Source organism: Guptibacillus spartinae, from assembly GCF_028610625.1.
GTDB classification, from domain to species: Bacteria; Bacillota; Bacilli; order Bacillales; family Guptibacillaceae; genus Guptibacillus; species Guptibacillus spartinae.
Genome location: NZ_JAQQWU010000002.1, coordinates 273,348 through 297,595, shown reverse-complemented (window position 1 = coordinate 297,595; position 24,248 = coordinate 273,348). Strand labels below are relative to the sequence as shown.

The following is a 24,248-nucleotide window of genomic DNA, read 5'->3' as shown; positions in this document are numbered from 1 at the left end:
AGTAGAAAGGAAGTTCTTCATGAAAGCCGTTATACAACGTTCTAAGCATGCCTCAGTCACCGTGAAAGGCGAGACTACAGGCCAGATTGATTCTGGACTTGTCGTTCTTCTAGGCGTCACTCACGAAGATACAGAGGGAGATGCCGCTTATCTTGCTTCTAAGATTGCTAACCTTCGTATATTTGAAGATGAAAATGATCGCATGAATTTATCTGTTAAAGATAAAGGTGGGGCCATTCTTTCGATTTCACAATTTACTCTATACGGGGATTGTCGCAAAGGAAGGCGTCCTAATTTTATGAAGGCAGCTAAGCCTTCTGATGCCATTCTTCTCTATGAGAAGTTTAATGAGCTACTTAGAAAAGAAGACCTCGACGTACAGACTGGAATATTCGGAGAAATGATGGATGTTCAGCTTACGAATGATGGTCCGGTCACTCTGGTGATGGAAAGTAAAGAATAGAGAAAAACCGCGTTCCTTTTGGGCGCGGTTTTTCTCTATTTGTCTATTTGTTTTTTTGCTATATTAGCTTATATTGTTGAAATCTCGATGTTTCGCTCATTCCAAAAAAGTAAGAATGCCATTTGAAATTTCTGTTGTTATGTTATTTTGATACGCTGCCCTATTTACTAATTGCTCTTCCCATGGGTTAGAAAGAAAGCCAAGCTCAAGAAGAACGGAAGGCTGCTGATTATTTCGAAGTACATAGTAATTTCCAAACCGTATGCCGCGATCTCGGAGTGAAGTATCGTCGCCAATCTCAGTGTGGATCGCCGTGGCAAGTGGCATATCTCCGTCCTCGTAATAATAAGTAGTGGTACCATTTGCCGTTGGATCGACAGTGCTATCAAAATGAATGCTAATAAAAGCATCTGCCTGATAGCGCTCGGATGTCATCGTTCGTTCTGCAAGGGAAATAAAGGTATCATCATTTCTTGTTAAAATAACCTCTACACCTGCATTTTTTAATTTTTCAGCAATAGAGGTGGTGGTTTTAAGCGTAAGAATTTTTTCTAGCGTAGTAACTCCTAAGGCTCCACTATCAAAGCCACCGTGCCCAGCATCGAGAACGACTGTTTTTCCTGAATTGAATGCGGGTGAAGTTGAAAGTTTTGAAGCGGTGGTAACGACCCAATCTGCTACGTAAGCTGTACGCCCATCAGAAAGGAGAATGCGATACCAGTTACCTTCCATTTCGACGATTTGGTAGCGCTCATGGGTCGCTGCTTGCTCAATCACACGATAGCTTAACCCTGGACCGCTTCTAAGGTTCGTTGCGTGATAAAGGATCGTTGCAAATCCTTCTTCTTCCTTCTTGTCGGTATTTTTTAAGTAGGTGCTGTCCACCCAACCTGTTTGTCCATTGGCATATCGGATGAAACTCCAATTATTCTCTGTTTTCATTTCTTCGACGACTGAACCTGAAGGAAGCTGAGATAAAATGCGATTTTCTGTTCCAGGCATTTCTCGAACATTTAACAGTCGTGTCATGACTTCTTTATTTGTACCGGAGAGCTGTTCATTCTCTTGAGACGCTGAATTTACTAACCATGAAGCCACCCAACCTGTTTGTCCGTTATAATCGATTGAAATCCAATCACCTTCGCTCCTTAAAACGTTCCATTCGCTATCTTGAGAAATACTTCCAAGAGTTTTGTATTCTTTGCCTGGACCAGATCGTACTTGTAAATCAGATACAGTCGATTGAATCGTTTGCTCATTTTCTGTATCTGTCGTTAACCTTGCGTACCGGCTAGCTACCCAACCTTTTTCTCCCGTAGCAAGCTCTACATATAGCCAATCATCTTGCTTCTCCATGATCGTTGCTTTGTCGCCTTGATGCACTTGAGCAATAATTGTAGACGAAATAGATGCTTGTGATCGAACATTAACCGTTTGTTCGAAAAAAGCACTGCTAGCTGATACTGTATGAGGAGTAAGAATCGCTATGAAAAATAAGGCCATAAAAATCGTTCTTTTCAATGGAAATCTCCTTTCAATAAACCTTAGCTTAGATAATTTCTTTATCGGATGAAAAGATTCCTTCGTTTAGTTGTAAAACCACTGATTTTTGGTGAAACTAAGAAAATAATATACGAAGAGGGTGAGCTTTCATGCGATCCACGAATAAAGAAATGATGAGCTACAACATGTCCCAACCAGAATTTGGCGTCGACTTTCATGATTTTCTACAAAAAGAACAGTGTTTGTCAAATATGGAACTTGCAGAAGAATTTGGTCTTTCGCTAAAAAGTGTTAAAATCATGAAACAAAAAATGAAAAGGTAAAACTACCCTTAATACACTTGACAAAAAAAACGCTGACTCGTATGATAGAAAACAATTCAGTAAATCGATACGAAGCTCCGATGAGGAAGAAAAGTAAAAAAAGTCAGGGTTGAGCAGAGAGGAAATGCCGTTAGGCTGAGAGCATTTCTCGATACCGCTTTTTTGAAAGACACTTCCAAGGATCGTCTCCGAACAGGTCACTCAGTAGGGGATGACGTAAACAGGCGTTAACTGTTTTAAGAGGAAGGATTCGTCCTTCCATTAGGGTGGCACCGCGGGTAACTCTCGTCCCTGAATTTCGATTCAGGGATGGGAGTTTTTTTGTATCCAAAAATAGCTTTACTGCTTCAGTTTAGTCGAGGAGAGCTTCTTGTAAGTGATTAAAGGAGGATAAAGAATGAGTTTTCAAATTCCTAGAGGTACACAGGATATTGTTCCTGGAACTTCAGAGTTATGGCAATACATTGAAAATAAGGCGAGAGATATTTGCCGTAGATATAATTATCATGAACTACGCACACCCATTTTTGAACACACCGAGTTGTTCCAACGCGGTGTTGGCGATACAACAGATATCGTTCAAAAAGAAATGTATACATTTGAAGATCGAGGAAATCGTAGCTTAACACTTCGTCCTGAGGGAACGGCTTCAGCCGTTCGTGCATATGTGAATAACAAAATGTACGGTTTACCTGAGCAGCCCGTTAAATTGTATTATATCGGCCCTATGTTTCGATATGAACGGCCTCAATCAGGACGTATGAGACAGTTTGTTCAGTTCGGGATTGAGGCGCTTGGTAGTAATGATCCTTCTATTGATGCAGAGGTAATTGCTCTTGCGATGAGCTTGTATCAAGAATTGGGGCTTAAAAAACTTAAGCTTTATTTGAATAGTCTTGGCGATAAAGAAAGTCGTGAAGCTCACCGAGAAGCACTTATTAACCATTTTGAACCGAGAATTGGAGAGTTTTGTAGTGACTGTCAAAGTCGTCTCGAGAAAAACCCACTCCGCATTTTGGATTGTAAAAAGGATCGTGATCATGAATTAATGGCGACTGCACCATCTATCATTGATTACTTGAATGAAGATTCTTCCACTTATTTTGCTAAAGTCAAAGAAGCATTGGATCAAATGGGAATCGAATATGTTCTTGATGATCGCCTTGTACGTGGACTGGATTATTATAATCACACGGCATTTGAGATTATGAGCGACGCTGACGGATTTGGTGCGATTACCACACTTAGCGGTGGTGGTCGTTATAACGGCCTAGTTGAAGAGATGGGTGGCCCATCAACGCCAGGAATTGGGTTTGCGATGAGTATTGAACGCTTGTTAATGGCGTTAGAAGCAGAAGGCGTAGACCTACCGATCGAAAAGACGATTGATTGCTATGTTGTCACAATGGGCGAGGAAGCACAGAAAGTTTCTAACGGTCTTGTTCAAACACTTAGAAAAGCTGGACTTTCCACTGAGCGTGACTATCTTGATAAGAAGATGAAAGGACAGTTTAAAGCGGCTAATCGACTAAACTCAAAATTTGTTGCCATCTTAGGTGATGAAGAAATCGAGAAAAATGAAATTAATATAAAAGATATGAACACTGGTGAGCAGGAAGCAATAAGCCTCTCAGAAGTAGATCGCTATCTTGTTAAGAAATTAAAGGAGGAAGTTGGAGAATGATCGGAAGAAGCCATGCATGCGGAACAATTCGTGAAAATGAAATTGGAGAAACAGTCGAGTTGAAAGGGTGGGTTCAAAAACGTCGTGATCTTGGCGGGTTGATCTTTATTGATTTTAGAGACCGTTCAGGGATCGTACAAGTTGTTTTTAACCCGGATCTATCAAAAGAAGCTCTAGAACTAGCGGAAAATGTAAGAAATGAATATGTTCTTGGCATAACGGGGAAAGTGGTGGCACGTGGAGAAGGAACAGTAAACCCAAATCTTCCAACAGGCTCCATTGAAGTACATGCTGAATCACTTGAAATTCTTAATGCAGCTAAAAATCCTCCCATTAGCATTGCAAACGACGTAGAGGTTGGCGAAGATATCCGATTGAAATATCGTTACTTGGATTTACGCCGTCCGGTGATGCAAGAAACGTTCAAGCTTCGTCATCGCACAACAAAGGTAATACGTGACTTTTTAGATCAAAATGAATTCCTTGAAATTGAAACACCAATGCTAACGAAAAGTACCCCTGAGGGAGCTCGTGACTATCTTGTTCCAAGCCGTGTTCACGAAGGTGAATTCTACGCGCTTCCACAGTCTCCTCAGCTGTTCAAGCAACTATTGATGGTTTCAGGTTTTGAGCGATATTACCAGGTTGTTCGCTGCTTCCGTGATGAAGACCTTCGAGCGGATCGTCAACCTGAATTTACTCAAGTCGACATTGAAACATCGTTCCTTTCGAAAGAAGATTTGATTAAAATGATGGAAGAAATGATGAGCGCGGTATTAAAAGAAACGAAGGGGATAGAAATAAATGCCCCGTTCCAGCGTATGACTCATGCCGAAGCGATGAATCGATATGGCTCTGATAAACCTGATACACGTTTTGAGATGGAATTTGTGGACGTATCAGAACTTGTAAAAGACTCTGATTTTAAAGTGTTCTCTGGAGCTGTTGCTTCTGGAGGAGCTGTTAAAGGAATTAATGCGAAAGGCGCTGCTAGCGAATACTCACGTAAAGATATCGATGCTTTAACAGAATATGTGAAAACATACAAAGCAAAAGGTCTCGCATGGTTAAAAGTGGAAGAAGAAGGTTTGAAAGGACCTATTTCTAAATTCTTTAACGAAGCTCTTACTGCGCAACTGAAAGAAGCTTTTGATGCAGAAGCAGGTGACCTTCTTCTGTTCGTAGCTGACAGTAAATCTGTCGTAGCAGATAGTCTCGGTTCTCTTCGTTCAAAACTTGGAAAAGATCTTAATCTTATTGACTATTCTAAGTTTAATTTCCTTTGGGTCATGGACTTCCCGCTGATGAGTTATGATGAGGAAGCAGATCGCTATTTTGCTGAACACCATCCATTTACAATGCCTTTGAAAGAAGATCTTCATCTTCTCGAGGAAGAGCCTGGAAAAGTTCGTGCAGATGCCTATGACCTTGTTCTAAACGGTTATGAGTTAGGTGGAGGCTCACAGCGTATTTTCCAACGGGATGTTCAAGAGAAAATGTTTAAAGCGCTAGGCTTTACAAAAGAAGAAGCAGAGGCTGAGTTTGGTTTCCTACTGGAAGCATTTGAATATGGAACACCCCCACATGGCGGAATCGCATTCGGTCTTGATCGTCTTGTGATGTTGCTAGCTGGTAGAACTAACCTTCGCGACACGATTGCATTCCCTAAAACGGCAAGCGCTAGTTGCTTGTTAACAGAAGCACCTTCTCCAGTTAGCGAAGACCAGTTAAAAGAGCTTCACCTTGAGCTTGCTAAGAAGCCAGTGGCTGCTGAAAAGGAATAAAAAAATAATAAAATGGACCTAATGCACGAAGATTGAAATCGGTTTGAAGGTCTGCTATAATTCAATTACAAGTTAACGAAGAGTCCTGAAGTGTACGTTTACTTCCATAATAATTTGAGCCAACACTTTTACAACGGGAGCCTGATTCTTTCCGTTCAAAGTACATGCCTCGGTAGCTGAGGACGTACGGAGAATGGAATAGGGCACCCACCTGCCAATGCAGGTTCAACAATTATGGAAAGGACGGCACAGTTGGGGCTCTTCTTTTTTTATGACAATTAATAAAGCATCCGCTCATGTTTTGAGTGGATGCTTTCTTTGTTTTTATAGAATTGAAGGCCTGCCGTGTCTAAACGGGCGCTTCCGCTTTTCGTAGATCTAGCTGCAGCACCCAGCCTCTCGATCGCTTCACCCCACAAAATGAACACAAAGAGCGTGTTCTTTTTGTGGGGCTCCAGCGCTTGTCGAGGCTAATCGGGCGCTTCCGCTTTTCGTAGATCTAGCTGCAGTGGGCAGACACTCGGTCACTTCACCTTTTCATCCGAACACAAAGAGCGTGTTCAAACGAAAAGGCTCCAGTGCCTGCCGTGTCTAAACGCCCACTTTCGCTTTTCGTAGATCCAGCTACGACTCGCAGAAACTGCGATATTTCACTCTTTCACCAGAACACAAAGGGCGTGTTCTAGTTCAAGAGTTCCAATATCTCCGTTTCTAAACGCTCGTCTCCGCTTTTCTTTTTACCTCGCGACTTTTTCTAAGTTCCCATTCTTGTCCATTTTGAAGGTTGGGACGTTTTGGTCTTCGTTGTCGTTTAGGACGACCATTCTTCTGGCACGGTCCATGATTTGAATGAGGGATTGGTAATCTTCTTTCATGACTTGTTGTTCGTTTTCGAGTGTTTTGATTCTCTGATGGAGCAGGGTGTTTTCTTCTTTTATATGTTGATTCTCCGATTCTAGTTTCTCAAGGTTCGTTCTTAGTTTGTTTGTTGAGGATGCGGACTGTTCAAGGTTAGACAAGAATGTGATTACCTCTCTCATTGTTAGTTGCTTTTTAGTTACTGAAGGTTCCGTTGTTTGAACTGGTGTGTCAAGTAATGGCTGTGAGAGTCGTTGCTCTTGGTGTGAAACGGGCTTATGCAATTCTCTCTTTGTATATTCAGGTTGTCTACGTTCTGCACGCTTCATTTCTTTGCGCTGCTTTTTCGCCAGTTTTAGAGCTTGTTCGTATCTCTCTCTCACGATGGCGTTCCATCTGAATCCAACGGCTGCTGAAGTGCGACTAAGTCGGTCACCTACTTCATCAAAGGCTTTTAGTTGTGTACTACCTTCTCTTACGTGTCGCAGCACTGTTTCAGCAAGCATTAAATCATCTTCATGAGACCAGGCATCTTGTCTTACTTTCATTTCTTTCAGCTCCTTTATATGATTAACAATTTTGCGTTTTGAAAGTAATCATAGCTTTGCCAGTCTGAAAGAATTTATACAGAAGTCTTGTAAATTTGAGATAGATTGCAAGAATAAAGAAAAAACAGCAGAGCACAATGCCTGCTGTTACGATTTTTTGCTATCTGATTTGATACGCTCTGCGAAATAATCCAATCTTTTTAGGATCGTTCTTTCGTGTCCGCGCTCAGTAGGTTTGTAGAATGTTTTTCTAATCATATGATCTGGGAGGTATTGTTGAGGGACATAGCCTCCTGGGTAATTGTGTGGGTACTTATAGTCAATCCCATGGCCGAGTTCAGAAGCACCTTTATAGTGAGAATCACGTAAATGGAGGGGGACTGTTCCATTTTTTTCTTTTTTCACTGCGGCAAGAGCTGCGTCTATTCCTGAAATAACAGCGTTGCTTTTTGGAGCAGTTGCAAGATATAACGCGGCTTCAGCTAGTGGAATTCTAGCTTCTGGCATGCCGATAAATTCAACTGCATAGGTGGCAGCATGTGCCACGAGAAGCGCGTTCGGATCAGCAAGTCCAATATCTTCGGCGGCATGAACATAGAGTCGTCTCGCAATAAAGCGAGGGTCTTCTCCTGCATAGATCATTTTAGCTAACCAGTATAGCGTAGCATCCGGATCTGATCCTCGTATACTTTTAATAAAAGCTGAAACGGTATCGTAGTGATTGTCGCTATCTTTATCATATTGAAGTACACGCTGTTGAATGGATTCTTCTGCAATGGCGAGTGTAATCATGAGTTGCCCGTCTTGATTTGGTGTCGTGGTAAGAACGGCTAGTTCCAGTGCGTTTAGCGCGGTTCTAGCGTCTCCATTTGAAACATCAATCAGATGGTTAATAGCATCCTCTTCTATTTCGATATTGTATTTTCCAAACCCACGATCTTTATCTTGAATGGCCTGAAAAAGAATATTCTTAATCGTTGTTTCATTAAGATGTTCAAAACGAAATAATCTTGATCGCGAAAGCAATGCTGCGTTAATTTCAAACATTGGACTTTCTGTAGTAGCCCCAATTAATACGATTGTTCCATCTTCAACAAAAGGGAGAAGTGCATCCTGCTGTGATTTATTAAATCGATGAATTTCATCAATAAAGAGAACGGTTTTTTGATCATCAAGCTTTAAACGATCCTTTGCTTCAGAGGTTAATCTTCTAATGTCAGCTACGCCAGATGTTACGGCGTTTAGCTGTTCAAAATGTGCGGAGGTCGTATTCGCAATAATGCGAGCAAGGGTTGTTTTACCCGTTCCAGGCGGACCAAAGAAAATCATAGGTGTTAGTTGATCAGCTTGTATGGCTCGTCTTAATAATTTTCCATCGCCAATAATATGGTCCTGTCCAATAAATTCTTCTATTGATCTCGGTCGCATCCTGCTAGCGAGCGGTCCTGAAGAAGTGTTGCTTTTATCTTTTGGATAATCAAATAAATCCATAAAACACCCGTCCTTTCTTAGTTAGTTGAAACATACTATACGGGTTTTGGAAATGCAAGAAAAAGCGGTTCGTGCTATAATAGCGAAGGTTTACTAACAGAATTAATAGCTAGATAGATGAGATTAGATGGAGATAAGAGGGATGAAATGAAACAAGCGAATAGAGGCATATCCTGGTTCTGGATGAGCTGGGGAATCTTTGTTTCAGGTCTTTTAGTGATGGCTTTTGGAATTGCTCTCATGATTCGTGCACAAGCTGGAAGTGCTCCGTGGGATGTCTTCCACATCGGACTTTACCAGCAGTTTGGATTAACGATAGGTACGTGGTCCATTATCATAGGTTTTGTGATTATTGGAGCAACTTCTTTATTGGAACGGTCATGGCCAAAACTTGGTGCTTTTCTTAATATGCTTTTAGTTGGCGTTTTTATTGACATTTATTTATGGCTCCCTTTTCTTAAAACCCCTGATCATTTACCAGGAAAATTGGTTATGCTGATTAGTGGTATTCTTATTATGGGTTATGGGATTGGGCTCTATATTGCGGCAGATAGAGGAGCAGGACCAAGAGATAGCTTAATGCTTGTCTTAACGGAGCGCACGGGTTGGAAAGTACAACGCATTCGCCTTTCAATGGAAATGGTGGTTCTTTTTCTTGGGTGGTTATTGCAAGGGCCGGTTAATATTGGGACGCTTTTGTTTTGTATAACGATTGGTCCGATCGTTGGTTATTCCTTGCCACAGTGTAAAGCGGTTGTCGCTCGATTGATAGAAAGAGGTGGAAGAAATGAAAATATCGACAAAAGGAAGATACGGATTAACCATTATGATGGAGTTAGCAAAAAAGCACGGTGATGGACCTATTTCCTTGAAATCCATTGCAAGAAGTAAAGATTTATCAGAGCATTATCTCGAACAGCTTGTCGCCCCATTACGTAATGCTGGTCTCGTTAAAAGTGTGCGTGGGGCGTATGGTGGCTATATTCTTGCTCAAGAAGCGAGCTCAATTACAGCTGGGGATATTATTCGCGTGCTAGAAGGACCAATAAGTCCCGTAGAAGTAATGGATGATGAAGAACCTGCTAAACGAGATTTGTGGTTAAAAATAAGAGATGCTGTGAAAGACGTTCTCGATTCTACAACACTAGAAGATCTTGCAACTTATGAAGGTGAAGGAGAGCAAGACAGCTATATGTTTTATATTTAGTAGCCAGCTTGTTGCTGGTAGTAAGAGGTGACTAATAATGAGTGCAATTTATATGGATCACGCTGCAACATCACCGGTTCATCCCGATGTGATTGAAGCGATGGTTTCATCACTAAAAAGTGACTTTGGTAATCCTTCAAGTATACATCAGTTCGGTCGTAAGTCGCGTCATGCGCTTGATGAAGCAAGAAACAATCTTGCAAGTAGTATTCATGCAAAAGCTAATGAAATTATTTTCACAAGCGGAGGGACAGAAGCAGATAATCTAGCAATTATAGGAGCTGCTAAAGGAAACCTTGCTAAAGGAAATCATATTATCACAACAGTAATTGAGCATCATGCTGCACTCAATGCGTGTAAAGGACTTGAGAAAGAAGGCTTTGATATCACGTATTTACCTGTAGATGAGAAGGGTAGAATTTCGATAGCTGAGCTTGAAAAGGCGATCCGTCCTGAAACGATTTTGATTACGGTAATGTATGGAAATAACGAAGTAGGTACGGTGCAGCCCATCTCAGAAATTGCTAGAATGGCAAATGAATCTGGCATTATCTTTCATACAGATGCCGTGCAGGCGTATGGGTTAATCAACATGAATGTGAAGGATTTAGGAGTTGATCTGCTTTCTGTTTCCTCTCATAAAATTAATGGTCCAAAAGGTGTAGGTTTTCTCTATGTAAAAGATGGTACAAAACTTGTTCCCTATTCTTATGGTGGAGAGCAGGAGCGTAAGCGTCGTGCCGGTACGGAAAATGTAGCTGGAATCGTTGGTATGGAGAAGGCAGCCGAGCTGATGCATATAGACCGAGAAGCAAAAGTTGAGCTTTATCAAAATATGAAGCAAGTGATGCTAAATACATTCAAAGAAGAATCTCTTTCCTATCAGGTGAACGGAGATGAGCAGCACATGCTTCCTCATGTTTTGAATGTTAGCTTTCTGGATGCAAAGGTAGAACCTATGCTAATGAACCTTGATCTTGCAGGAATTGCTGTTTCAAGCGGTTCGGCTTGTACAGCGGGATCGCATGAACCTTCTCATGTGTTAACCGCTATGTATGGGGATAGCGAGCGTACTCAAACCGCAATTCGTTTTAGTTTTGGATATGGAAATACGATTGATGATGCGAAGAAAGCAGCCGGTGAAGTCGTTAAGATTGTCAATCGATTAAAGAAGTTATAAAATAGTCAGGGCACAATATGTGTTAAAGAAGAGGAGGTGCAACCATGACAACAAAAAAGAATGAAGAAACACGAGTCGTGGTTGGGATGTCCGGAGGTGTTGATTCATCAGTCGCTGCACTAATGTTAAAAGAGCAGGGCTATGATGTAATCGGCATTTTCATGAAAAACTGGGACGACACCGACGAAAACGGGGTATGCACCGCAACAGAAGATTACAATGATGTGATTCGTGTATGCAACCAGATCGGCATTCCGTACTACGCAGTCAACTTCGAGAAACAATATTGGGATAAGGTTTTTACTTATTTCCTAGATGAATATAAAGGTGGCCGTACACCGAATCCTGATGTCATGTGCAACAAAGAGATTAAATTCAAAGCATTTCTTGAACATGCCCTTACCCTTGGTGCGGATTATCTAGCCACGGGCCACTACGCACAGGTGGTCGAACGTGATGGGGAAGTGAAAATGCTTCGTGGTGTAGACGATAATAAGGATCAAACATATTTCTTGAACCAGCTTACTCAAGAACAGCTCTCGAAAGTAATGTTCCCGCTTGGTGGCATCGAAAAGAAAAAGGTGCGAGAAATTGCAGAAGAAGCAGGCCTTGCTACAGCTAAGAAAAAAGATAGTACGGGAATTTGCTTTATAGGGGAGCGTAATTTTAAAGAATTTCTTGGACAATACCTTCCAGCTCAACCAGGCAAGATGATGACGCTTGAAGGAGAAGAAAAAGGTCAGCATGACGGGCTGATGTATTATACAATTGGTCAACGACATGGTCTAGGGATTGGTGGCGACGGTGAACCTTGGTTTGTTGTTGGAAAGAACCTTGAAGACAATGTTCTCTATGTAGATCAAGGATTCCACAATGAACTACTCTACTCTGATTCCCTTATTGCCGTAAATTCAAGCTGGGTTTCAAATTTGCCAATGGATGATGTCATGACATGCACGGCAAAATTCCGCTATCGCCAAAAAGATTCAGGTGTTAAAGTGGAAAAACTTGATGATGATCGTTTGAAAGTAACGTTTGATGAGCCGGTTCGTGCGATCACTCCAGGACAAGCCGTTGTATTTTACAATGGGGATGAATGTCTCGGTGGAGCTACCATTGATCAAGTATTTAAAAACGCAAGTGAACTCACATACGTTTAAAGAAACGCCTCATTTCGAAAAGAAATGAGGCTGTTTTTTGAGGTGAAGAATCTACAGCTAACTTATGCTAAACTAGATAATAAGCGAAAGAAATAAGGAGTTTTTATGATGAGTCAAAAAAATGAACGTGCGATTGAAGCAATGAATAATGGAGAATTAGAAAAAGCTGTTACGTTACTTTACGAAGCGATTGAAGAAAACCCGGACGATCCGGTTGCTTATACAAATATTGGAAATCTTTTGGCGCAAGCTGGAGAAGTAAAGCAGGCAGTCGCGTATTTTGAAAAAGCGATTGATTTAGATGAAACGCAAGGTACAGCATACTACGGAGCGGGGAATGCTTTTTTTGAATTAGAACAATACAAAGACGCTGCAGACATGTATCAAAAAGCGATTCAGCAGGGTTTGGATCAAAGCGATGTTCACTTTATGATGGGTCAATGCTTTATGATGCAGGATGCCCTTCGTTTAGCGCTTCCGTTCTTCCAACGTGCTGTTGAACTAAATGAAGAAGACTCAGAAGCACGTTTTCAATATGCTCTTTGTCTAGCACAACAAGGATCGGTTGATTTAGCGCTTCCTCAGTTTGAAAGAGTTGTGCAAGAGGACCCGGAGCATGCCGATGCGTGGTTTAATCTTGGCGTTAGCTACGCCTATCAGGAACAGCTCACAAAAGCATTAACTTGTTTTGATCGTGCCCTTGACATTCAACCAGATCATCTTCTAGCAGGTAACGGTAAAAAGCAAATGGAGCAAGCGATGAACAATAACAATTAAATTTTTAGTTATTGGAGAGAAGATCTTATGGATCAGCCACAAAAGGGCTATATCAAAGGAAGACCGATACAGATGATTTTTTTCAATGAAGATAGTTTGTATGGGGTGGCAAGACTTCGAATATCAGATACGAATGAAGCCTACGATGAGAAAGAAGTTGTGGTGAATGGCATGATTCCGCGACTTCTTGAAGATGAGACGTATATCTTTTACGGACGGTTTACGGATCATCCTCGATATGGAAAACAGTACGCTGTGGAATCATTTGAGCGACAGATGCCGGAATCAAAGCCAGGGCTCGTCCAATACTTATCAAGTGATTTATTCCATGGAATTGGTGAAAAGACAGCTGAATCGATTGTTGATGTACTTGGAGAACGCGCGATTGCTAAGATCATGCGTGATCCCTCAGTACTAAGCCGGGTTCCAAAACTATCTGAAGAAAAAGCGAAGGGATTATACGACTCTCTTATGGAACATCAGGGTCTTGATCAAATAATGATTCGTTTAACTGAATTAGGATTTGGGCCAAGGCTATCGATGAAAATATTTAAAGCGTATAAGCAAGAAACGTTAGAAATCGTTGAGAAAAATCCATACCAGCTTATCCAAGATGTAGAAGGGATTGGTTTCCGACGGGCAGACGATTTGGGTAGATCAATTGGTATTGAAGGAAAGCACCCCGATCGCATTCGAGCAGCATGTCTTCATACGTTAAATGAACAAACGTTACAGGAAGGCCATGTCTATCTTGAGTACGATGCTCTCATTCGTTCTGTGAATGAGCTGCTAGGGGATGTACCTGATGAAGCGGATATCTCAAGAGAACTCATTTTTCTTTACGAAAACGATAAACTCATTCTCGATCGTGAAAGAATTTATTTGCACTCTCTTTATTATGCAGAAAAAGGGCTCGTAACAGGATTAAATCAGGTAATGTCGCAAACAGAGTATGCGGACTCTTTTCCTGAATCCGAATTTTATCGCGCACTTGGAGATCTCGAAGAACGACTTGGCATTCAGTATGCGCCGTCACAGCGAGAAGCTGTACAAAAAGCGATAGCGTCTCCGTTTATGATCTTAACTGGAGGACCGGGTACAGGAAAGACAACGGTTATAAAAGGGATTGTTGAGCTTTATGCCGAATTAAATGGACTCTCTCTTGAGCCTAAAGATTATTCGAAGGAAAATCCCTTTCCTGTTCTACTTGTCGCTCCAACTGGAAGAGCAGCAAAGCGCATGAGTGAAGCGACAGGTTTGCCAGCTTTTACGATACATAGATTACTTGGTTGGAAGGGAGAAGCTGGATTTGAGCACGATGAAAATAATCCGATTGAAGGCAGGCTATTGATTGTCGATGAGGTTTCAATGGTAGACGTGTGGCTTGCCAATCAATTATTTAAATCGTTACCTTCTCAAATTCAGGTGATCGTTGTGGGTGATGAAGATCAGCTTCCTTCAGTAGGACCAGGGCAAGTTCTAAAAGATATGATTGATTCTCACGCCCTTCCAGTTAGTAAACTCACAGATATCTATCGACAGGCTGAAGGTTCTTCGATTATAGATCTTGCCCACTCGATCAAAGAAGGAAAGCTTCCAGAAGAGTTTCGTAAACCAACTCCTGATCGAAGGTTTTTTCCATGCACACAAACACAGATTATTGATGTTGTTTCTCAAGTGTGCGGAAACGCCTTAAAAAAAGGGTATTCCCCTCGAGATATTCAAGTGCTTGCTCCCATGTATCGAGGTTCAGCTGGCGTAGATCGATTGAACCAGGAGCTTCAGAAGCTATTTAATCCACCAACAGAACAGAGAAGAGAGCTTATACATGGAGATCTCGTTTATCGAGTTGGAGATAAAATTCTTCAACTGGTAAACAATCCAGAAGATCACGTCTACAACGGAGATATGGGTGAAGTTGTTTCTGTATTCTTTGCAAAAGAAAATGTAGAAAAACAGGATCAGCTTGTTGTCTCTTTTGATGGACAGGAAGTGGTATACGATCGACCCGATTTTAATCAACTAACACATGCTTATTGCTGTTCCATCCATAAATCGCAGGGTAGTGAATTTCCAATTGTGGTCCTTCCTATTGTAAAAGGGTATTATCGAATGTTACGGAAGAACCTTCTCTATACTGCCGTAACAAGAAGCAAGGACTTTCTGATTTTATGTGGTGAAGAAGAGGCGATTAAGCTTGCCATAAACACAGAAGACGATCAGGTTCGAAATACACAGCTAACGGAGAAATTGCAGGAAATGATCGGTGAACAAACGATTACTGAAGAGTCGACTTAAAAAGTTCAGAGAGCTTCGGTAGTGCACCCGGGAAGTTAGAGTTAAAAAACTAACTTCCCGGGTGTTTTTGTATGGAGTGACTTTTGTATAGAATGGTCGATGGATGGGCAGGATGGAGTATATCTTCTTAAATAGCTGGATTAGGAGGCATATATGGAGATGCATTGTCCAAATTGCAAAAGTAAAAATATAGGGAAAATCGGTGCCAATCAATTCTACTGTTGGAACTGCTTTGTGGAAATGTCTGTGATTAAAGGCGTTCTTTCACTTCATCAGGTAGAAGAAGATGGTTCCCTTACATCCCTTGATGATTTATTTGAAGATTATGATATGCGAGTGGAACTGTAGATGGCGTGATAGCAGGAGGGATCGAGTGTGAAGCGTGAATGGAACCTTAATTGGCTCATTTATTTAACTACCCTTCTGCTTGTTTTTCTTTGTGTTTATTTGCTATTAAAGTTAGCACCAATTTGGGAGCCGGTCCTAAATGTCCTAACGGTATTAATCGTTCCATTTTTAATTGCTTCGCTTATTACGTATTTACTTCATCCGATTGTTGAAAAAATTCATAAAGAAGGGCTGCCACGAGGAGTAGCTGTACTTTTGATTTATGTACTCTTTTTTGGGGGAACAGGGTACGCCATCGTAAAAGGAATTCCCCATATTGTGAAACAGTCACAAGAGTTAATGGAGAACGTACCAATGTTTATCGATATGTATCGCGATGCGGTGCACCATACTTATGATTTTACAGCTAACTTACCGCCTGCGCTCCAAGAAAAAGTGGATCAAACATTTCAAGATGTGGAGGAAGCTGTTAACCGTACGTTAACCCTTGGAATTGAATTAGCAAAAAAGCTTTTAAGTTCTTTTTTTATTATCATGATCATCCCCTTTATTGTGTTCTATTTGCTAAAAGATTTTGAAACGTTAAAGAAAACTGCTTGGAAAGTGACACCTCCGAAGTGGAGAAAGCCGGGTAGAAACTTATTGATTCGAATTGATGAATCTCTTGGAAATTATATTCGAGGTCAATTTTTTGTCATTAGTGTACTTGGTGTTCTCGCAGCGCTCGGTTTTTGGCTAATCAAGCTTCCATATGCCATCCTGCTTGGTATTATTGTTGGTGTAACAGATATCATTCCCTATTTTGGTCCTTTTTTAGGTGCGGCACCAGCCCTATTAATTGCATCGACGGTTTCAGTGAAAATGACGATCATTACGATTGTTGTCATTGTTGTCTTGCAGTTTATTGAAAGCAATATCCTTTCGCCTTATATTGTAGGGAAAAGTTTGCATATTCATCCTGTTATTATCATCTTTGGTCTGCTCGCAGGAGGAGAAATTGGTGGAGTGGTTGGACTAATACTCGCAGTTCCCGCTCTTGCGGTATTAAAGGCGCTCATTCTCAATCGTAACGAAGATGAACGAAGCAATTGACAAACGATTCAAGCTCTGACTATAATTATTTCAGAGATTAAGAAACAAACACATTGACGGATCCAGTATGTTGACCCCTATTCTTGAGTACAAGATGTATTCACTAGAGAGAAGCTCCCCGGCTGAAAGAGCTTTAGAATAAGATCAGCAGAACGCTAATCCTGAGTGCGGATTAATCCCCGCCGTCTCGACCTCGTTACGGTCGCTTGAGGTGATAGGCGAACTTGCCTATAACCAGGGTGGTACCGCGTGAGTAGAAAAACACAACTCTCGTCCCTGATTTATTCAGGGATGGGAGTTTTTTTGTATGTAAAAAAACGCCACCTAAAGATAGCGCTAGATTTCAATTAGAATTGAAGGAGGATGTTTCGAATGAAAAATTTATCATCAGCTGATGTTAGACAGATGTTTATCGATTTCTTTAAAGAAAAAAATCACTCGGTGGAACCTAGTGCATCACTTGTGCCTCATGAAGATCCAACGTTATTGTGGATTAATAGTGGAGTTGCAACATTAAAGAAATATTTTGACGGTCGCGTCACCCCTGATAACCCAAGAATTGTGAATGCCCAGAAATCCATTCGTACAAATGACATTGAGAATGTAGGGAAAACGGCACGTCATCATACTTTTTTTGAAATGCTTGGAAACTTTTCAATCGGAGATTATTTTAAAGAAGAAGCGATCGTATGGGGATGGGAATTTTTAACGAGTAAAGATTGGATCGGTTTTGAAGCTGATAAACTATCGGTAACCATTCATCCAGAAGACGAGGAAGCTTATACGATTTGGAGTGAAAAGATTGGACTCCCAGAAGAACGTATTATTCGTTTAGAGGGAAACTTTTGGGATATTGGTGAAGGCCCAAGTGGACCAAATACCGAGATATTCTATGACCGTGGTGAAGAATACGGTTATGAAGATCCAGAAGAAGAACTCTATCCTGGCGGTGAGAACGAGAGATATCTTGAAATCTGGAACCTAGTGTTTTCTCAATTTAACCATAACCCGGATGGCACTTATACCCCGTTACCAAAGAAGAACATTGATACGGGAATGGGCCTTGAACGAATGGTATCCGTTATTCAAGATGCAAAAACGAACTATGATACAGATTTATTTATGCCGACAATTCGTGAAACGGAAAAAATGGCTGAAGTGAAGTATGGAGATTCTAGAGAAGGGGATACAGCATTTAAGGTAGTCGCTGATCATATTCGGACAGTGACATTTGCTATAGGTGACGGTGCCCTTCCATCCAACGAAGGTCGCGGGTATGTATTAAGAAGGTTGCTTAGAAGAGCTGTTCGTTTTGCGAAGCAAATTGGCATTAACCGTCCATTCATGTACGAACTTGTCCCTGTAGTGGGAGACATCATGGTGGAATTCTATCCAGAAGTAAATGAGAAAAAAGAATTTATACAGAAGGTGATTAAGAATGAAGAAGATCGCTTCTACGAAACCTTAAATGAGGGACTTGCTATTCTTTCAGATATTATGAAGAAAGAAAAAGCAGCTGGCAATGGTGTCATTTCAGGTAGCGATGTCTTCAGACTTTATGACACTTACGGATTCCCTGTTGAACTAACAGAAGAATATGCTGAAGAGGAAGGTATGGAAATCGACCGGACAGGCTTTGAGCAGGAAATGAGTATGCAACGTAAGCGAGCTCGTGAAGCTCGCCAAGATGTTGGATCCATGCAGGTTCAAGGTGGTGCACTAGGTGACATCTCCGTTGCGAGTGATTTTGTTGGTTATGAAGAAAGAACTATTGAAACGGAAGTCGTGGCCATTGTGAAAGAGAAAGAGCTCACGGAAGTAGCAACAGAAGGCGATGAAGTTCAAGTTATTTTACAAAGCACCCCATTTTATGCAGAAAGCGGTGGACAGGTTGCAGATCCAGGCATTATTCGTGGGGAAGATGTTCAGCTTCGCGTAACAGATGTCCAAAAAGCGCCGAACGGACAACACGTCCATACAGCTGTTGTCGAATCTGGTTCCATAAAAACAGGTGCAAAAGTAACGGCTGAAATTAATCGCACAAACCGTTCCGCTATTGTGAAAAACCACACGGCAACGCACTTGCTCCATCAGGCATTAAAAGATGTCCTTGGTGACCATGTCAATCAAGCTGGATCGCTAGTCGGTTCCGAGCGCCTTCGTTTTGATTTCTCACATTTTGGGCAAATCACATCAGAGGAGCTTGAAGAGATCGAAAAGCAGGTAAACGATCAAATTTGGGCTAACATTCCAGTAAATACGATGGTTAAGCCGATTGATGAGGCAAAAGCGATGGGCGCAATGGCGTTATTCGGTGAGAAGTATGGAGATACTGTACGTGTTGTACGCGTTGGTGACTACAGCCTTGAATTATGTGGTGGTACACACGTTCAAAACACAGCTGAAATAGGTTTGTTTAAAATTATTTCAGAATCCGGAATTGGTGCTGGAACTCGTCGTATTGAAGCCGTAACGAGTGAAGGTGCTTACCAGGTTCTGAATCAGCAAGTATCGATTTTGAAAAACACAGCAGACTTGTTAAAATCAAATGTGAAGGATGTCCCATCAAGGACAGAAGCGCTACTTGGACAAATACGTGATTTGCAGCGCCAAAATGATTCTCTAACATCAAAACTTGCGAATGTGGAAGCGAAACAAATGGCAGGGGATGTACAAGAAGTTGATGGTGTGAAAGTTGTGGCGAAACGAATTGATACGGATATGAATAACCTTCGTAGCATTGTCGATGATTTAAAAGCTCAGATTGGTAGCGTGATTGTTGTCCTAGGAAGTGGAGCAGATGGGAAAGTTCAGCTTGCTGCTGGTATTACTGATGATCTCGTGAAAGAAGGTTATCATGCTGGGAAGTTAATTAAAGAGCTTGCGACACGCTGTGGTGGTGGCGGAGGTGGCCGCCCTGATATGGCTCAAGCAGGCGGAAAAAATCCTGAGAAGCTAGATGAGGCGCTGGCATATGCAACAGATTGGGTGAAATCCATTTCCTAATTTGGTTTTAGTAGTGTACAATAAGAATTAGTTGACTAGTTACGATTCTAGATGGGGATCGGAGAAAGAGGTGTAAGGAATGAGTTCGATGGACAAAACAATGAAATTTAATTTTCCAGACGACGCATACAATCACGATGTCCAGGAAGTGTTGCTCACAGTCTATAGCGCTCTCCAAGAAAAGGGCTATAATCCGATTAACCAGATTGTGGGTTACCTCCTTTCTGGGGATCCGGCTTACATTCCGAGACACAATGATGCGAGAAGCTTAATTCGGAAACTTGAACGTGATGAATTAATTGAAGAGCTTGTGAAATCGTATCTTACTCATCATCAGAGATAAGGAGACAGCATGAAAACACTTGGATTGGATGTCGGTACGAAAACAATCGGTGTCGCGCTAAGCGATGCGATGGGTTGGACGGCACAAGGATTAGAAACAGTGAAACGCGACCCAGATAAGCAGGATGTGATTCCTGATCGTTTAATGGAAATCATTAATGGGAATGATGTCAGCAAGATTGTTGTTGGACTTCCTAAAAACATGAATGGTTCAATTGGTCCGAGTGGTGAAGCCTGCCAGGCATTTGCGGAGCTTATTCAAACGAGTACCAATATGCCAGTAGAAATGTGGGATGAAAGATTAACAACTGTTGCTGCTGAACGCATGCTGATCAGTGCTGATGTGAGTCGTAAGAAAAGGAAAAAAGTGATCGACAAAATGGCTGCTGTTATGATTCTGCAAGGATACTTAGACAGCAAGCAAAATTAATGAGGTGAAAACATGGAGGAAAAAGAACGCATTATCATTCCAGATGAAAATGGAGACGAACATTTATTTGAAGTTCTCTTTACTTTTGATGTAGCTGAGAACGGACAATCTTATATGACTGTTGTTCCAGCTGATCAGGCTGATAGCGAAGAAGAAGTTGAAGTTTACGCTTTCCGTTATGAAGAAGAAGATAACGAAGAACGTGACTATAAGCTTTTCCCGATCGAATCAGATAAAGAATGGGAAATGGTTGAAGAAATGCTCAACACATTCTCTGAAGAAGAAGAGAACGAATAAAGTAAAAAAAAGCTACCGGTGACGGTAGCTTTTTTTTATGGTTAGCGTTGGCGGGCGGAAAAATAAATGCCAACTAAAGAGAAGGATTTGTGACTGATTTTTGGAAATGACTACAAACCTTTATCGTTAACTTGTATAATACATGTTGGAGTAAATATGACGAACGTTAGCAATACCGCTGACAATATGTCGACTTGTAGTATAATAGGTGAAGACGAAAGGGGGCTGCGGCGTGTCTGATTTTAAAGATCTTTATAAAGAGAAGCTTATGAAGCGCCAAACTGAAAATCAAACAGTAAGAAAAATCGTATTTATCATTTTATTGCTTCTAACGATAACGGTGGCTGCCGTTATAACAGGCGGTTATTTCTACATAAAAAATATTCTTGAGCCAGTGGATCCTAATAGCAATGCGAAAACAGCTGTGACGATCCCGATTGGGTCTTCAACTTCTTCGATCGGTCAAACTCTCGAAGAAGAGGGAATTATTAAAGACGGGACAGCTTTTCGTTATTATGTGAAATATAAGAATGAGAGCGGCTTTCAAGCTGGAGATTATGAGCTATCTCCATCAATGACGATGGATGAAATCATTGCGATTATGAAAAGTGGGAAAGTAATGAAGGATGCCGTTGCTAAAATTTCTGTACCAGAAGGAATTTGGTTGGAAGACATTGCTGGACGTATTGCTAAGGAATTAGATATGAAGAAAGAAGAAGTTCTAAAACAGTTAGATGATGAAAAGTATCTTAAGGCTTTAATTAATGAATATTGGTTTTTAACAGATGATATTCTTAATGATGAGATTCGCCATCCGCTTGAAGGTTACCTTTTCCCTGCCACTTATGATTTTGAAGAAGAGCCGTCAGTCGAAGCGGTAGTAAAAGAAATGTTAGACAAAACGGAGAGTGTGCTAAATAAGTATCGTTCTGAGATAGACGAGCGGGATGACTCCATTCATGAATTGATGACACTCGCATCAATTATTGAAGAGGAAGCTTCTGCAAAAGCAGATCGAACAAAGATTTCAAAAGTGTTCTACAATCGCCTAGATCAGGACATGATTTTACAAACAGACCCTACAGTTGTTTATGCAAGAGGAGAACAATCCGGTGAAATCACTCAAGACGATCTTGATTTAAAATCGCCATATAATACGTATAAGCAAAAAGGTTTGCCAGTTGGACCAATTGCGAATCCTGGTGAGTCTTCAATTGTAGCAGCGATAGAACCGGCTGATACTGATGCCCTTTATTTCTATGCTCGACCAAGTGGTGAAACGTTGTTTTCAGAGACCAATGAAGAACACAATAAAAAAGTAGCGAAGTATAAAAAGGAATGGGACGAGTATTATAAAAAGAAAGAAGAAGAAGAAGCGAAAAAAGAATAAGAAATTTATGGGGAATGGGGAGTAAGACTACCATTCCCCTTTCGATTATGATAAAATTATTCGGGTTACATGAAGGAGGACCGATCATGATATCCGATCATGTGGAACAATACCTGGAATCTTTACGGCCGAAACGAGAAGGTTTAACAAAAGAAATAGAAGAATATGCTGAAGAGAATCATGTGCCTATTATGGAACAAACGAGCCTCGATGTTATGCTTCAACTTCTTTCCTTCTTAAAACCGAAACGAATATTGGAAATTGGTACAGCCATCGGTTACTCAGCGATTCGTATGGCTGAACGTTTGCCGGAAACTGAAATACTTACTGTAGAACGTGATGAAACTCGTTATAATGAAGCGATCGCAAACATTGATAAAGCAGGCTATTCAAATCGAATTACTGTTCTATATGGTGATGCTTTCGATCTTGCTAATGAGCTAAAAAGCCATGGTTCGTATCAAGCTCTGTTTATTGATGCTGCCAAAGGTCAGTATCAACGTTTTTTTGATGAATTTTATGAGGAGTTAGAAAAAGGCGGAGTCGTTTTTTCTGATAATATCCTTTTTAGAGGCATGGTAGCGGAAGAGGAAATTGAGGAAAAACGCTTTAGATCAATGGTTAAGAAGCTCCGACATTATAATGAATTTTTAATTTCCCATCCCGATCTAGATACAACGATTTATCCTATTGGAGATGGTTTAGCTGTTAGTCAGCGTAAAAACTCATGAAGAAGGAAAGCCGACGTACACATGTACGGGCGGTTTTTCTATAATAGAAGGGGAAGAATTATGGTTAATAGACCCGTAGTAATTGGTGTTGCTGGAGGATCAGGCTCTGGTAAAACCACTGTAACACGAGAAATTTTCAAACAGTTTGCCGATCAGTCCGTTTTAGTTATTGAACAGGATTCTTATTACAAAGATCAGAGTGAAAAGTCAATGCCTGAACGACTTGGTACAAACTATGACCACCCACTTGCTTTTGATAATGACCTTTTGATTGAGCATGTCAAAGAGTTAATGTTATATAAACCGATCCAAAAACCAGTCTATGACTATACAGTTCACACAAGATCTGATAAAATTATCCCTGTCGAACCGAAAGATGTCATTATTTTGGAAGGTATCCTAATTCTTGAAGATGAACGACTTCGTGATTTAATGGATATTAAGCTATTTGTTGATACTGACGCAGATCTGCGTATTTTAAGAAGAATGGTTCGTGACATTCGTGACAGAGGACGAACGCTTGACTCAGTAGTTGAGCAGTATACTTCAGTAGTCCGTCCAATGCACCTTCAATTTATTGAACCGACGAAGCGTTACGCAGATATTATCGTACCTGAAGGTGGTCAAAACCGGGTTGCAATTGACCTAATGGTTACGAAGATTCATACGATACTCGAAGAAAAAGCGATGTTATAACGATTAAACGAGGTATATTTACCTCTTTTTTTCATACAGTTTATTACGATTGATGCCCTTAATTGAAGAAGGAGTGAATGAAATGGCAGAGGATAAAAAGTATTACATGACACAGGATGGTAAAGAAAAGCTTGAAAAAGAACTTGACCTCCTAAAGACAGAAAAACGAAAAGAAGTAGTAGAACGCATTAAAGTAGCGCGTAGTTTTGGAGATCTCTCTGAGAATTCTGAATACGATGCTGCGAAAGATGAGCAAGCGTTTGTAGAAGCACGTATTCAAACAGTTGAAAATATGATACGTAACGCTGAAATTATTGAAGAAGACAATAGTTCATCTAATGTAGTATCAATAGGTAAGCGTGTTAAATTCGTTGAAATTCCAGACGGTGATGAAGAAGAATACTTTATCGTAGGTAGTGCAGAAGCCGATCCTTTTGAAGGAAAGATTTCAAATGATTCCCCAATGGCGAAAAGCCTTCTTGGCCGTCAAATTGGAGAAAAAGTGAATGTTCAAACTCCTGGTGGAGAAATCCGCGTAGAAATTCTAGAAGTAAGCTAAATGTAAGAAGGAAATGGCAGCCGCTCAGGCTGTCTTTTTTTTATTTTTTGAGAATGTTTTTCACGTTTTACTGGATTTGAC

General features: G+C 40.9%; 23 protein-coding genes, 1 other RNA gene and 1 other annotated feature. Of the genes, 21 read left to right on the top strand and 3 right to left on the bottom strand.

Annotation, left to right across the window (positions count from 1 at the left end):
• The first annotated feature begins 19 nt into the window (after positions 1–19).
• Complete coding sequence (dtd, locus tag PQ511_RS05485) at positions 20–463, top strand: D-aminoacyl-tRNA deacylase (RefSeq protein ID WP_273850908.1); 444 nt, start codon at positions 20–22, stop codon at positions 461–463.
• Between the two features lie 96 nt (positions 464–559).
• Here the strand turns inward: dtd and PQ511_RS05480 are convergent, their stop codons facing one another.
• The gene (locus PQ511_RS05480) at positions 560–1,984 is read right to left on the bottom strand and encodes an N-acetylmuramoyl-L-alanine amidase family protein (protein ID WP_273850907.1); all 1,425 of its coding nucleotides are present in this window, start codon (positions 1,982–1,984) and stop codon (positions 560–562) included.
• A gap of 131 nt (positions 1,985–2,115) precedes the next feature.
• Between PQ511_RS05480 and PQ511_RS05475 the strand changes: the two genes are divergently transcribed.
• The 4 genes from PQ511_RS05475 (at position 2,116) to ssrS (ending at position 6,020) form a co-directional block, all read left to right on the top strand.
• Positions 2,116–2,289, top strand: coding sequence for an RNA polymerase subunit sigma-70 (locus PQ511_RS05475; RefSeq protein ID WP_098444369.1), 174 nt, complete (start codon positions 2,116–2,118; stop codon positions 2,287–2,289).
• Between the two features lie 71 nt (positions 2,290–2,360).
• Positions 2,361–2,585, top strand: a binding site (T-box leader).
• Positions 2,586–2,686: 101 nt separating this feature from the next.
• Positions 2,687–3,973: a histidine--tRNA ligase gene (gene hisS, locus PQ511_RS05470; RefSeq protein WP_273850906.1), complete on the top strand. Its 1,287-nt coding sequence runs from the start codon at positions 2,687–2,689 to the stop codon at positions 3,971–3,973.
• Positions 3,970–5,757 carry an aspartate--tRNA ligase gene (aspS, locus tag PQ511_RS05465; protein WP_273850905.1) on the top strand — a complete coding sequence of 596 codons (1,788 nt, stop codon included), beginning with the start codon at positions 3,970–3,972 and terminating at the stop codon, positions 5,755–5,757. The genes hisS and aspS overlap by 4 nt, the downstream gene beginning before the upstream one ends.
• A gap of 79 nt (positions 5,758–5,836) precedes the next feature.
• A non-coding RNA gene (gene ssrS, locus PQ511_RS05460) (6S RNA) lies at positions 5,837–6,020 on the top strand.
• Between the two features lie 474 nt (positions 6,021–6,494).
• Here the strand turns inward: ssrS and PQ511_RS05455 are convergent.
• Both PQ511_RS05455 and PQ511_RS05450 read right to left on the bottom strand, forming a co-directional pair.
• On the bottom strand, positions 6,495–7,163 hold the full coding sequence (locus PQ511_RS05455; protein WP_273850904.1) for an RsfA family transcriptional regulator: 669 nt from the start codon (positions 7,161–7,163) through the stop codon (positions 6,495–6,497).
• Between the two features lie 147 nt (positions 7,164–7,310).
• The gene (locus tag PQ511_RS05450; protein WP_273850903.1) at positions 7,311–8,654 is read right to left on the bottom strand and encodes an AAA family ATPase; all 1,344 of its coding nucleotides are present in this window, start codon (positions 8,652–8,654) and stop codon (positions 7,311–7,313) included.
• A 147-nt stretch (positions 8,655–8,801) separates the two neighbouring features.
• Here PQ511_RS05450 and PQ511_RS05445 point away from each other — a divergent pair, with 147 nt between their 5' ends.
• The 16 genes from PQ511_RS05445 to greA all read left to right on the top strand — a co-directional run bounded on the left by PQ511_RS05445 (position 8,802) and on the right by greA (position 24,167).
• Positions 8,802–9,509, top strand: a complete 708-nt coding sequence (locus PQ511_RS05445) for a YczE/YyaS/YitT family protein (protein ID WP_273850902.1) — start codon at positions 8,802–8,804, stop codon at positions 9,507–9,509.
• Positions 9,442–9,861, top strand: a complete 420-nt coding sequence (cymR, locus tag PQ511_RS05440) for a cysteine metabolism transcriptional regulator CymR (protein WP_160918687.1) — start codon at positions 9,442–9,444, stop codon at positions 9,859–9,861. The genes PQ511_RS05445 and cymR overlap by 68 nt, the downstream gene beginning before the upstream one ends.
• Before the next feature lie 37 nt (positions 9,862–9,898).
• Complete coding sequence (locus tag PQ511_RS05435; protein WP_273850901.1) at positions 9,899–11,041, top strand: cysteine desulfurase family protein; 1,143 nt, start codon at positions 9,899–9,901, stop codon at positions 11,039–11,041.
• 44 nt (positions 11,042–11,085) lie between these two features.
• Positions 11,086–12,201: a tRNA 2-thiouridine(34) synthase MnmA gene (gene mnmA, locus PQ511_RS05430; RefSeq protein WP_273850900.1), complete on the top strand. Its 1,116-nt coding sequence runs from the start codon at positions 11,086–11,088 to the stop codon at positions 12,199–12,201.
• Positions 12,202–12,309: 108 nt separating this feature from the next.
• Positions 12,310–12,978, top strand: a complete 669-nt coding sequence (locus PQ511_RS05425; RefSeq protein WP_273850899.1) for a tetratricopeptide repeat protein — start codon at positions 12,310–12,312, stop codon at positions 12,976–12,978.
• Between the two features lie 27 nt (positions 12,979–13,005).
• Complete coding sequence (gene recD2, locus PQ511_RS05420; protein ID WP_273850898.1) at positions 13,006–15,276, top strand: SF1B family DNA helicase RecD2; 2,271 nt, start codon at positions 13,006–13,008, stop codon at positions 15,274–15,276.
• Between the two features lie 159 nt (positions 15,277–15,435).
• On the top strand, positions 15,436–15,624 hold the full coding sequence (locus PQ511_RS05415) for a hypothetical protein (RefSeq protein ID WP_224593810.1): 189 nt from the start codon (positions 15,436–15,438) through the stop codon (positions 15,622–15,624).
• 27 nt (positions 15,625–15,651) lie between these two features.
• The gene (locus PQ511_RS05410; RefSeq protein WP_273850897.1) at positions 15,652–16,716 is read left to right on the top strand and encodes an AI-2E family transporter; all 1,065 of its coding nucleotides are present in this window, start codon (positions 15,652–15,654) and stop codon (positions 16,714–16,716) included.
• A 372-nt stretch (positions 16,717–17,088) separates the two neighbouring features.
• Positions 17,089–19,722 (top strand): alanine--tRNA ligase, encoded by a 2,634-nt coding sequence (alaS, locus tag PQ511_RS05405; protein WP_273850896.1) that lies wholly within the window; start codon positions 17,089–17,091, stop codon positions 19,720–19,722.
• A 79-nt stretch (positions 19,723–19,801) separates the two neighbouring features.
• Positions 19,802–20,065: an IreB family regulatory phosphoprotein gene (locus PQ511_RS05400; RefSeq protein WP_224593487.1), complete on the top strand. Its 264-nt coding sequence runs from the start codon at positions 19,802–19,804 to the stop codon at positions 20,063–20,065.
• Positions 20,066–20,074: 9 nt separating this feature from the next.
• Positions 20,075–20,494 (top strand): Holliday junction resolvase RuvX, encoded by a 420-nt coding sequence (gene ruvX, locus PQ511_RS05395; protein ID WP_273850895.1) that lies wholly within the window; start codon positions 20,075–20,077, stop codon positions 20,492–20,494.
• 12 nt (positions 20,495–20,506) lie between these two features.
• The gene (locus PQ511_RS05390) at positions 20,507–20,791 is read left to right on the top strand and encodes a DUF1292 domain-containing protein (protein ID WP_224593493.1); all 285 of its coding nucleotides are present in this window, start codon (positions 20,507–20,509) and stop codon (positions 20,789–20,791) included.
• Between the two features lie 232 nt (positions 20,792–21,023).
• On the top strand, positions 21,024–22,181 hold the full coding sequence (gene mltG, locus PQ511_RS05385) for an endolytic transglycosylase MltG (protein ID WP_273850894.1): 1,158 nt from the start codon (positions 21,024–21,026) through the stop codon (positions 22,179–22,181).
• An 86-nt stretch (positions 22,182–22,267) separates the two neighbouring features.
• Complete coding sequence (locus PQ511_RS05380; RefSeq protein WP_273850893.1) at positions 22,268–22,912, top strand: O-methyltransferase; 645 nt, start codon at positions 22,268–22,270, stop codon at positions 22,910–22,912.
• Between the two features lie 57 nt (positions 22,913–22,969).
• A complete protein-coding gene (udk, locus tag PQ511_RS05375; protein ID WP_179886333.1) occupies positions 22,970–23,608 on the top strand; it encodes a uridine kinase in 639 nt (212 codons plus the stop codon).
• Positions 23,609–23,690: 82 nt separating this feature from the next.
• Positions 23,691–24,167 (top strand): transcription elongation factor GreA, encoded by a 477-nt coding sequence (gene greA, locus PQ511_RS05370; protein ID WP_273850892.1) that lies wholly within the window; start codon positions 23,691–23,693, stop codon positions 24,165–24,167.
• The last annotated feature ends 81 nt before the right edge of the window (positions 24,168–24,248 follow it).

What these genes read in the sequence shown, in the direction of transcription:
- dtd (WP_273850908.1), top strand. Translation starts at nt 20, where the DNA reads ATGAAAGCCGTTATACAACGTTCTAAGCATGCCTCAGTCACCGTGAAA.
- PQ511_RS05475 (WP_098444369.1), top strand. Translation starts at nt 2,116, where the DNA reads ATGCGATCCACGAATAAAGAAATGATGAGCTACAACATGTCCCAACCA.
- hisS (WP_273850906.1), top strand. Translation starts at nt 2,687, where the DNA reads ATGAGTTTTCAAATTCCTAGAGGTACACAGGATATTGTTCCTGGAACT.
- aspS (WP_273850905.1), top strand. Translation starts at nt 3,970, where the DNA reads ATGATCGGAAGAAGCCATGCATGCGGAACAATTCGTGAAAATGAAATT.
- PQ511_RS05455 (WP_273850904.1), bottom strand. Translation starts at nt 7,163, where the DNA reads ATGAAAGTAAGACAAGATGCCTGGTCTCATGAAGATGATTTAATGCTT.
- PQ511_RS05450 (WP_273850903.1), bottom strand. Translation starts at nt 8,654, where the DNA reads ATGGATTTATTTGATTATCCAAAAGATAAAAGCAACACTTCTTCAGGA.
- PQ511_RS05445 (WP_273850902.1), top strand. Translation starts at nt 8,802, where the DNA reads ATGAAACAAGCGAATAGAGGCATATCCTGGTTCTGGATGAGCTGGGGA.
- cymR (WP_160918687.1), top strand. Translation starts at nt 9,442, where the DNA reads ATGAAAATATCGACAAAAGGAAGATACGGATTAACCATTATGATGGAG.
- PQ511_RS05435 (WP_273850901.1), top strand. Translation starts at nt 9,899, where the DNA reads ATGAGTGCAATTTATATGGATCACGCTGCAACATCACCGGTTCATCCC.
- mnmA (WP_273850900.1), top strand. Translation starts at nt 11,086, where the DNA reads ATGACAACAAAAAAGAATGAAGAAACACGAGTCGTGGTTGGGATGTCC.
- PQ511_RS05425 (WP_273850899.1), top strand. Translation starts at nt 12,310, where the DNA reads ATGAGTCAAAAAAATGAACGTGCGATTGAAGCAATGAATAATGGAGAA.
- recD2 (WP_273850898.1), top strand. Translation starts at nt 13,006, where the DNA reads ATGGATCAGCCACAAAAGGGCTATATCAAAGGAAGACCGATACAGATG.
- PQ511_RS05415 (WP_224593810.1), top strand. Translation starts at nt 15,436, where the DNA reads ATGCATTGTCCAAATTGCAAAAGTAAAAATATAGGGAAAATCGGTGCC.
- alaS (WP_273850896.1), top strand. Translation starts at nt 17,089, where the DNA reads ATGAAAAATTTATCATCAGCTGATGTTAGACAGATGTTTATCGATTTC.
- PQ511_RS05400 (WP_224593487.1), top strand. Translation starts at nt 19,802, where the DNA reads ATGAGTTCGATGGACAAAACAATGAAATTTAATTTTCCAGACGACGCA.
- ruvX (WP_273850895.1), top strand. Translation starts at nt 20,075, where the DNA reads ATGAAAACACTTGGATTGGATGTCGGTACGAAAACAATCGGTGTCGCG.
- PQ511_RS05390 (WP_224593493.1), top strand. Translation starts at nt 20,507, where the DNA reads ATGGAGGAAAAAGAACGCATTATCATTCCAGATGAAAATGGAGACGAA.
- PQ511_RS05380 (WP_273850893.1), top strand. Translation starts at nt 22,268, where the DNA reads ATGATATCCGATCATGTGGAACAATACCTGGAATCTTTACGGCCGAAA.
- greA (WP_273850892.1), top strand. Translation starts at nt 23,691, where the DNA reads ATGGCAGAGGATAAAAAGTATTACATGACACAGGATGGTAAAGAAAAG.